Genomic DNA, 8648 nt, shown 5'->3' on the forward strand with positions numbered 1-8648 from the left:
TGGCAATTAGTGCATACACAGCCAAACTTACCCTCAAAAGAGCGACAGCCACAGCCTTGTACCATGCAATGGCATCCTAGTCCAAACGAAATCTGAGATGTTCTAACTGGCTCTCTGTAATGTATGTGCTGGGGGGCTGAGAAATCTTCTCTTTCTTCAATAGAAGGCTCTGTTACAAAACTATGAAAATCATCACATTCATCTAAATCAAAAGCTGAATTCAACTTGCAAATGCAACAGAATTCTGATTAATAATTTGTTTAAATTTTTCGTTTGGCGTGAGGTATCCAAGTCTTTTACGAGGTCGATTATTGAGTTTATTTTCAATCCACTTAATCTGTTTGTTGGTTACTTCACTAAAGTCCTTACCCTTTGGGATATACTGCCTGATAAGCCCGTTGGTGTTTTCATTGGCACCACGTTCCCATGAGTGGTATGGTTTGCAAAAATAGAATTTTATTTCCAATTTTTGCGCAATTTCCTCGTGCTTTGCAAACTCCTTTCCATTGTCAGCCGTAATTGTGTGTATTAAGTTTTTCACTTTCCGCAGTGCCCATACTGCAATCTTAGCTACCGGGATGGCTTCTTTTCCCGACAACTTGCGTATCCAGACCCTGCTTGTTGCTCTGTCGTTAATGGTAAGAATGGCACCTTTGTGGTTCTTACCAATAATTGTATCTATCTCTAAATCACCAAATCTCTCCTTCAGTTCCACTATCTCGGGACGCTCATCAATATCCACCCTGCCTGGGATAAATCCTCGCCCTGCATTTTTAGAACCACGTTTGGCATACCTGCGACCTTGTCTGCGAAGATATTTGTGCAGTTTGCCACCCCGCCGCTTATCCTCCCAAATCCAGCGATATATCGTTTCGTGAGATACCATCGCAATTCCCTCCAAGCGGCTCCTGCCGACAATCTGCTCCGGGCTGAATCCTTTCTTCAACAGCTTTATTATCCGTTTTCTCATTGCCGGTGTAAGCACTTCCTTGCGATGTTTTTGCTGCTTGCGCCTGTCTGCTTTTCGCTGGGCAAGCTCCATGCTATAGCTACCACTTCGGGCGTCGCAATTGCGCTTTATCTCCCTGTAAACAGTGCTTTTATCTACTCCGATAGCTTCCGCTATTGCTTTTTTGCTCATCGGTATTTGCAACATCATAGAAATTGCATACCTTTGTTCCTCGGTTATATGTTTGCTCATCTGCAACTTTTTTTTCTTTGGACGGACAATTAAAGCAAAGATAGCAAACTTTATCCATTCAGAGTGAGAGAAAGGGGGACATTGTCTCTCTTTCCTCTCTGAAAAATAAATGTTTTTATTGCTTATTATCCGCACCCAAAAAGTTGCATTTATAAGTTGAACTCAAGATATATAATCATTTCAGCACCATCCTGAACGTGGTTCCTTTCCCAAGCTCCGATTCCTTCACAAAAATCTTTCCTTTGTGGTATTCCTCCACAATCCGCTTCACAAGCGACAGGCCAAGTCCCCAACCACGCTCCTTGGTGGTGAATCCGGGATAAAAAAGGGTTTTGAACTGTGATTTCGGGACACCTTTTCCAGTATCGGAAATATCCAAAAGCACCTTTCCCCGCCTTTCGGAAATATGGAACAAAACCGTTCCCTCGCCGCCCATGGCATCCACCGCATTTTTCAACAGGTTCTCGATCACCCAATCGAAAAGCGGCTCGCTCACGGTAACCGTCACCCCATGTTCGGGAAAATCCAGATCGATCCGCACTTTATCGGAAATCCGCTTTTCCATATAACCTAACGATCGGCGGACAACCTCGCGCAAATCTGCCTGCCGGAGATCCGTGGCGGAACCGATCTTCGAGAAACGCCGGGCAATCATCTCCAAGCGATGCACGTCCTTGTCGATTTCGGACAATAGAGCGGGATCGATATCTTTCAGCTTCAAAAACTCGATCCACGCGACCAACGATGAAATCGGCGTTCCCAACTGGTGTGCCGTCTCCTTGGACAATCCCACCCACACCCGGTTCTGCTGCGCTTTCAACGAATTGCGAAGGGCGAAGAACACCAGCGCGATGAAAAATGCTATCACCGCCAGCTGCACATAGGGAAAAACCTGCAACTGCTTGAGCGTGTAGGAATCATCGTAATAAAGAGATTGATTGAGTTCGGTGAGTTCAATGGCATTTCGTTTTTTGGAAAATGCCTCCATTTTCTTTTGAAGAAACCTGTCCCGCCCTTTGTCGGGAAGTTTGATGTTGTTGACAATGAAACTTCGGTTCGATTTGTCGTACAAAATAACCGGAATGGTGGTGTTGCCCTGCAAGATCCGCAACACAAGGTTCATGTCGCTGTTATCGGTTTCGGTGGCGAGATGCTCGGTGGCTTTTGCCCAGATTTCAATCTTGTTGCGCTCCTCGATGGTCAGTTCCCGCACCAATTTGTTGGAGAACAACAAAGAAGCCAATGCAATGGCCACTGCAAAAGCAACAAAACCGTACTTGATCCATTGATGAGAATTGAAATCAATCATGCCGACATATCCGTTTAATCCGCATGCAAAGTAACGAAAAAAGCGGGGATTTATTGAACAAAAGTGATTTTTAAATTTATTAAGGTAAATATCTATAACAAACATTTGATTCATTGCCTGCATATGATATTTAATCGTACATTTGTGTTCGTACACGTAAAAACATTTGCAAGTCATGAGAAAATTACTCCTCTTCTTATCCGCAATCGTCGTTTCGATGATGATCAGCGCGCAAGATCGACCCGATCCGCAACCGGCTGCCGACACCTACGAGAAATTCAAGGTGGGAATGGCGGGTTATACTTTCGTGAATTTCGATTTGGACAAGACCTTGCAGACATTGGAAAAATGCGATGTCCACTACCTCTGCATCAAGGATTTTCATCTGCCGTTCAACAGCACCGACCAACAGATTGCCGATTTCCACGAGAAATTGAAATCGAAGGGAGTTACCGGTTATGCCGTGGGACCGATTTACATGAAAACGGAGCAGGAAATCGACAACGCATTCGAGTATGCCAAACGGGTTGGAGTGAAGCTGATCGTCGGCGTTCCAAACTACGACCTGCTTCCTTATCTGGATAAAAAGGTGAAGGAATACGATTTCAATTACGCCATCCACCTGCACGGCCCCGACATGCCGCTCTATCCCGATGCCGACGACGTTTGGGAAAACGTGAAGGATTTGGACCCGCGCATCGGCATGTGCCTGGATATCGGTCATGACAGACGCAACGGAAAAGACCCGGTCGCCGATTTGGAGAAATACATCTCTCGCGTGTTCGACATTCACCTGAAAGATGTCACCGGAGCTTCAAAAGCGGGATATTCGGTTGAGGTCGGCCGGGGAATCCTTGATATCCCCGGATTCGTGAGGATGCTCCGAAAAACCGGCTACGACGGCGTCGTCAGTTTGGAGCACGAACGCAACATGAAGGATCCGTTCATCGGAATTGCCGAATCCATCGGTTATTTCAGGGGCGTGGTAGCCACAACGAGCGACAGACAAAAATAAAAGATAATTTCATTCTCTCTTTATCTCGAAAGGGTTTGTGTTCCGATGCGAATGCAATCCCTTTTTTTTATGACATTTGACTCGGATGCCCACTTGAGGTGGAGGTCGGGAGTTGAAAAATATTCAGAACGCATCCAGGCGTGACTCTCTTCCTGATTCCGGCTCTTGACGCGGCGTTCTTGACAACCATCTGCACGGACTTTGCCGAATATGGGCCGCCCCACTGCCCTTCAAACAGATATACATCGGGCTTATGCAGGATGTAACAGGTGCGAAGATCAGTCAGAATGGATTCCGGGAGCGTCACAACCCTGTCTTTGTTCCCCTTGGACTTGACGATGCGGATCAGCATCCTGGCAGAATCAATATCGGCTATCTCCAGATTGATCAGTTCGCTCAATCGCAGCCCCGATCCATAAAGCATTTTGATCATGCAACGGTGCTTGATGTTTTCGGTGCCGTCGATGATCCTTTTCACTTCATCTATATTCAGACAATTGGGCAACGCAAAGGTCCTCCTCGACGGATAAAGGTGTTTTATCTTTAACTCCCTGCCATAAATCGACTTGTAGAACTTGTCGATCGACGCCACTATCATGCGCTGGTGAGAACTGCCGATCCTGTGCCTCTCGATTTTCCACAGCACATATTTCTCAACCGCCAACTCGTCGATTTCAGCCGGATGCGAGAATTTCCTTTTCGCAAGATCAAGGAAGCTCCTCGCGCTGCTTTTGTAGTTAGCGATCGAGTTCGCACTGTAGCGCTGCAAGACGAGCTTCCGCTCAAATTCAAGTATCAATCTGTCAACATCCATGCCTCCGGTTATAAGTGTGAGTGGCAAAGATAACAAAACATTCGTAAATGCAAAATAATTCTATGTTTATTTTCGTGCTTATCCTTCTCTCTATCAATATCATATCAAGGAGTTCCACTTTTACTCACAAATCGGTTTACGAATGTTATATGGTTTGTATTTACGAATGTTGTATATTTGTTGCGTAAATAAGACGTTGTACGACATAGTAAAACCGAACCAAACAAAATGAAAGTCAGAGAAGAAAAGTTAAGAACAATTATAGAATGGTCGGAGAAAAACGAAGATGTAAGAGTTCTTCTTCTGACAAGTTCACTTGTAAATCCTTTAGCACTTGTTGACGAATTTAGTGATTTAGACATTGAATTTGTTTTTGAGGATAATACAAATTACATTTCAGACAAAAGCTGGACGCTTAAATTCGGAAATCCAATTGCTATGATTGAAGAAGACGAAAGTTGTTTTAACCATAAACACGCAATGAAAATGCTACTTTATGAAGACGGTGTGAAAGTAGATTTTAAACTTTACAGCAAATCAAAATTTATAAAGGAAACGCAAGAGAAAGAATTACCAGAAGATTGGGATATTGGTTATAAAATTTTAATTGATAAAGATGGTATTACAAAGCAAATGCTGAAACCAACTTATCAAATTTCCATTATCAAAAAACCGTCTGAAAAAGAGTTTCAAAATCTAATAAACGATTTTTGGTGGGACACAACTTACGTGGCAAAGTGTCTTGTGAGAGATGAAATATTCTATGCGAAATTTATGTCGGAAACCGTTATTCGCACAGAATATTTAATTCCTTTAATTGAATGGCACATTGCAAGTGAACACAATTGGAACATAACGACCAATAAATATGGACGGCTTTTCAAAAAGTATCTTAACCAGGAAATGTGGGCTAAAACAGAACAAACATTTTCAGGGAGCGATATAAAGGAAAATTGGACTGCTCTATTTTCAATGACTGATTTAGTTTCAGAAATAGGAACTGAATTGTCAAAAAAATTAGAGTACAAATACCCGGATAAATTAGAAAATGACATACGAAAATATTTAGCTGGACTAAAACCCAAAACATAACTACGTCGTACAACATCGTATTGGCAATAGGCGGGCTGAACGGCTTCGTATCAACGGAAGTGCAAAATTCAACTTCTGTTCTTCGATTAAAGTTCAGTGCTAAAAATCCCGCCCATCGCCAATACGCGGCACGTTACCTGCAAGCATAAAAAACCAAACCGTAAATTCAAGAAACTAATGAAATCAAAAAGTTTATTTTCTTTTATTGTAACACTTTTCCTTATTTATGGATGTTCGTCTAACAGACAAGCAGATGGAAAATCAAATATTTTGGCTAAGAACGACATAAATATACGGGGCGACTTCCAAAATTATTTTGACAGTTGCGGAGTTGAAGGCACAATTGCTATTTATGACATTAGAAATGATAAATGGATTGTATCGGACACAGTTGGATTAGAAATTGAAACGCTTCCAGCATCTACATTCAAGATTATAAATTTATTGATTGCTCTTGAAACTAATACTATCAAAGATGAAAACGAAATAATAAAATGGGTTGGTAGTACAGATACAGTTAAGTATGGTTATAGACCCGAAATTTATCACGATATGCCAGTCAAAGAAGCCTTTGAATTATCAGCAGGTTGGGTTTTTGTAGAACTTGCAAAGAAAATCGGAAAAGATACCTATAGAAAACACCTCGCAGAGAGCAAGTATGGAAACAATAATTTATCCCAAACTGAAGCCGATTTTTGGAATTTTGGAGACTTTGCAATTTCGCCTAAAAATCAGGTCGAATTTGTAAAATCTTTTTTATGAAGAAAAATTACCCTTTTCTAAGCGAAATATTGACATTGTTAAAAACGTAATGATTACGGAACAAAATGAAGAATATACTATAAGGGCTAAGACAGGTTGGACAAGGGAAAATAACATCAATACAGGTTGGTGGACAGGGTACATTGAGACCAAAAATGGGACTTATATTTTTGCAACAAGACTTTTACAAGACAGAAAAATGAAAAGGTCTGATTTCGGAAGTTGCAGAAAAGAAATTACCAAAAAAGTATTTAAAGACTTGAATATAATTTAAAAGAATGCCAGCAGGTAACAGGCGTTTGGCTCAATGGCGGGTGACGTGGTTAATTGAACATTCTACCTCGCATCAACTTTTGTGGTGTATTGACAGTTTTGTGCTCCAAAATCCGCCACTGCGCCAAGCGCCAAACCGTTATGCGGCAGCTTAAAAAAAGACGACACCAAACCAAAAAAATCATCTTGACAACCACCCGACTTTGAACTACGAAGGATGAAATTTTTCAGGGACAACTTCCAGCATTTCCAAAAAACAGTTTAACCATTGACTTGGAGACAAACAAACAATTTGAGCATTAAGGTTTAAACCGAATTTTTCCGAAATTGACCTGACCTGACTTTTCCTGAAAATCGACTTTAAAGCTGTTTTTACAGATAAATCAGGTTTCTCTAACAGACAGGAAATAAATGCTAAGTATTTGGCTTTAAACTTAAAATCAAAAAATAAGTGTTTTCTTTTAATGTTTAACAGGGCTGATTTGACAGTTGGCGGTGGCAAGAAACTTTCAGGACCTACCTCATAGACAAGTTTCAAATCAAAAAAAGTATGATAGAAAACGGTATATGGATTGTAAAGCTTCCTCGAAAATAACTTTTGTGTAGGTTCTAATTGAAGGACAATGGAACCTCCCAGAAAATTTCCAAGACTCTCAAACATCAGGATTTTGAAAATATCGGAAGTAATGCCATAAGGAATATTTGACACCACTTTGAAAGGAAATTTCGGAACTGCAAAATTCCTAAAATCACAACCGACAACTTGAACATTTCGGGCATCAGAAAATAATTTTCGTAAATGTTCAACCAAAGCTGTGTCGTTTTCAATAGCAACAACATTGTTGGCGATTTTTAATAAATGAACAGTAAGAAACCCCTTGCCTGCCCCAATATCTAAAACCGTATCCTGATTACTTATATTTGCTTGTCTTATTGCATCTTTTATTAGCACTTTATCAATAGTAAAGTGCTGACCCGTAAAACGAACGGGCAATTTCTTTTTTGTCATTAGTAACTTCTTACAGGGCTGAATTCAACTTGCAAATGCAACAGAATTCTGATTAATAATTTGTTTAAATTTTTCGTTTGGCGTGAGGTATCCAAGTCTTTTACGAGGTCGATTATTGAGTTTATTTTCAATCCACTTAATCTGTTTGTTGGTTACTTCACTAAAGTCCTTACCCTTTGGGATATACTGCCTGATAAGCCCGTTGGTGTTTTCATTGGCACCACGTTCCCATGAGTGGTATGGTTTGCAAAAATAGAATTTTATTTCCAATTTTTGCGCAATTTCCTCGTGCTTTGCAAACTCCTTTCCATTGTCAGCCGTAATTGTGTGTATTAAGTTTTTCACTTTCCGCAGTGCCCATACTGCAATCTTAGCTACCGGGATGGCTTCTTTTCCCGACAACTTGCGTATCCAGACCCTGCTTGTTGCTCTGTCGTTAATGGTAAGAATGGCACCTTTGTGGTTCTTACCAATAATTGTATCTATCTCTAAATCACCAAATCTCTCCTTCAGTTCCACTATCTCGGGACGCTCATCAATATCCACCCTGCCTGGGATAAATCCTCGCCCTGCATTTTTAGAACCACGTTTGGCATACCTGCGACCTTGTCTGCGAAGATATTTGTGCAGTTTGCCACCCCGCCGCTTATCCTCCCAAATCCAGCGATATATCGTTTCGTGAGATACCATCGCAATTCCCTCCAAGCGGCTCCTGCCGACAATCTGCTCCGGGCTGAATCCTTTCTTCAACAGCTTTATTATCCGTTTTCTCATTGCCGGTGTAAGCACTTCCTTGCGATGTTTTTGCTGCTTGCGCCTGTCTGCTTTTCGCTGGGCAAGCTCCATGCTATAGCTACCACTTCGGGCGTCGCAATTGCGCTTTATCTCCCTGTAAACAGTGCTTTTATCTACTCCGATAGCTTCCGCTATTGCTTTTTTGCTCATCGGTATTTGCAACATCATAGAAATTGCATACCTTTGTTCCTCGGTTATATGTTTGCTCATCTGCAACTTTTTTTTCTTTGGACGGACAATTAAAGCAAAGATAGCAAACTTTATCCATTCAGAGTGAGAGAAAGGGGGACATTGTCTCTCTTTCCTCTCTGAAAAATAAATGTTTTTATTGCTTATTATCCGCACCCAAAAAGTTGCATTTATAAGTTGAACTCAAGA

At 41.3% G+C, this 8648-nt stretch carries 8 protein-coding genes and 1 pseudogene; 4 read left to right on the forward strand and 5 right to left on the reverse strand.

Going from position 1 to position 8648, the window contains the following annotated elements:
• Positions 1-220 precede the first annotated feature (220 nt).
• Both KSW37_RS11250 and KSW37_RS11255 read right to left on the reverse strand, forming a co-directional pair.
• Positions 221-1201 carry an IS30-like element IS4351 family transposase gene (locus KSW37_RS11250; RefSeq protein WP_005794072.1) on the reverse strand — a complete coding sequence of 327 codons (981 nt, stop codon included), beginning with the start codon at positions 1199-1201 and terminating at the stop codon, positions 221-223.
• A 175-nt stretch (positions 1202-1376) separates the two neighbouring features.
• Positions 1377-2510, reverse strand: a complete 1134-nt coding sequence (locus KSW37_RS11255; protein ID WP_018452643.1) for a sensor histidine kinase — start codon at positions 2508-2510, stop codon at positions 1377-1379.
• A 217-nt stretch (positions 2511-2727) separates the two neighbouring features.
• On the opposite strand from KSW37_RS11255, the gene KSW37_RS11260 reads away from it, so the two are divergent.
• A complete protein-coding gene (locus tag KSW37_RS11260) occupies positions 2728-3525 on the forward strand; it encodes a sugar phosphate isomerase/epimerase family protein (protein ID WP_270530567.1) in 798 nt (265 codons plus the stop codon).
• 67 nt (positions 3526-3592) lie between these two features.
• Here KSW37_RS11260 and KSW37_RS11265 read toward each other — a convergent pair whose 3' ends face one another.
• Positions 3593-4339 (reverse strand): tyrosine-type recombinase/integrase, encoded by a 747-nt coding sequence (locus KSW37_RS11265; protein WP_005938300.1) that lies wholly within the window; start codon positions 4337-4339, stop codon positions 3593-3595.
• Between the two features lie 228 nt (positions 4340-4567).
• Between KSW37_RS11265 and KSW37_RS11270 the strand changes: the two genes are divergently transcribed.
• The 3 genes and pseudogenes from KSW37_RS11270 to KSW37_RS16055 form a co-directional block, all read left to right on the forward strand.
• Positions 4568-5431 carry an aminoglycoside 6-adenylyltransferase AadS gene (locus tag KSW37_RS11270; RefSeq protein ID WP_003013318.1) on the forward strand — a complete coding sequence of 288 codons (864 nt, stop codon included), beginning with the start codon at positions 4568-4570 and terminating at the stop codon, positions 5429-5431.
• A 177-nt stretch (positions 5432-5608) separates the two neighbouring features.
• On the forward strand, positions 5609-6193 hold the full coding sequence (locus KSW37_RS11275) for a penicillin-binding transpeptidase domain-containing protein (RefSeq protein ID WP_254368635.1): 585 nt from the start codon (positions 5609-5611) through the stop codon (positions 6191-6193).
• 13 nt (positions 6194-6206) lie between these two features.
• A pseudogene (locus KSW37_RS16055) lies at positions 6207-6467 on the forward strand (penicillin-binding transpeptidase domain-containing protein); the annotation flags it as partial.
• A gap of 207 nt (positions 6468-6674) precedes the next feature.
• Here KSW37_RS16055 and erm(F) read toward each other — a convergent pair.
• Together erm(F) and KSW37_RS11285 are read right to left on the reverse strand one after the other, a co-directional pair.
• Positions 6675-7475 (reverse strand): 23S rRNA (adenine(2058)-N(6))-methyltransferase Erm(F), encoded by an 801-nt coding sequence (erm(F), locus tag KSW37_RS11280; protein ID WP_002682030.1) that lies wholly within the window; start codon positions 7473-7475, stop codon positions 6675-6677.
• 24 nt (positions 7476-7499) lie between these two features.
• A complete protein-coding gene (locus KSW37_RS11285) occupies positions 7500-8480 on the reverse strand; it encodes an IS30-like element IS4351 family transposase (protein WP_005794072.1) in 981 nt (326 codons plus the stop codon).
• Between the last annotated feature and the right edge of the window lie 168 nt (positions 8481-8648).

Source organism: Segatella copri (assembly GCF_019127135.1).
Classification (GTDB): Bacteria; Bacteroidota; Bacteroidia; order Bacteroidales; family Bacteroidaceae; genus Prevotella.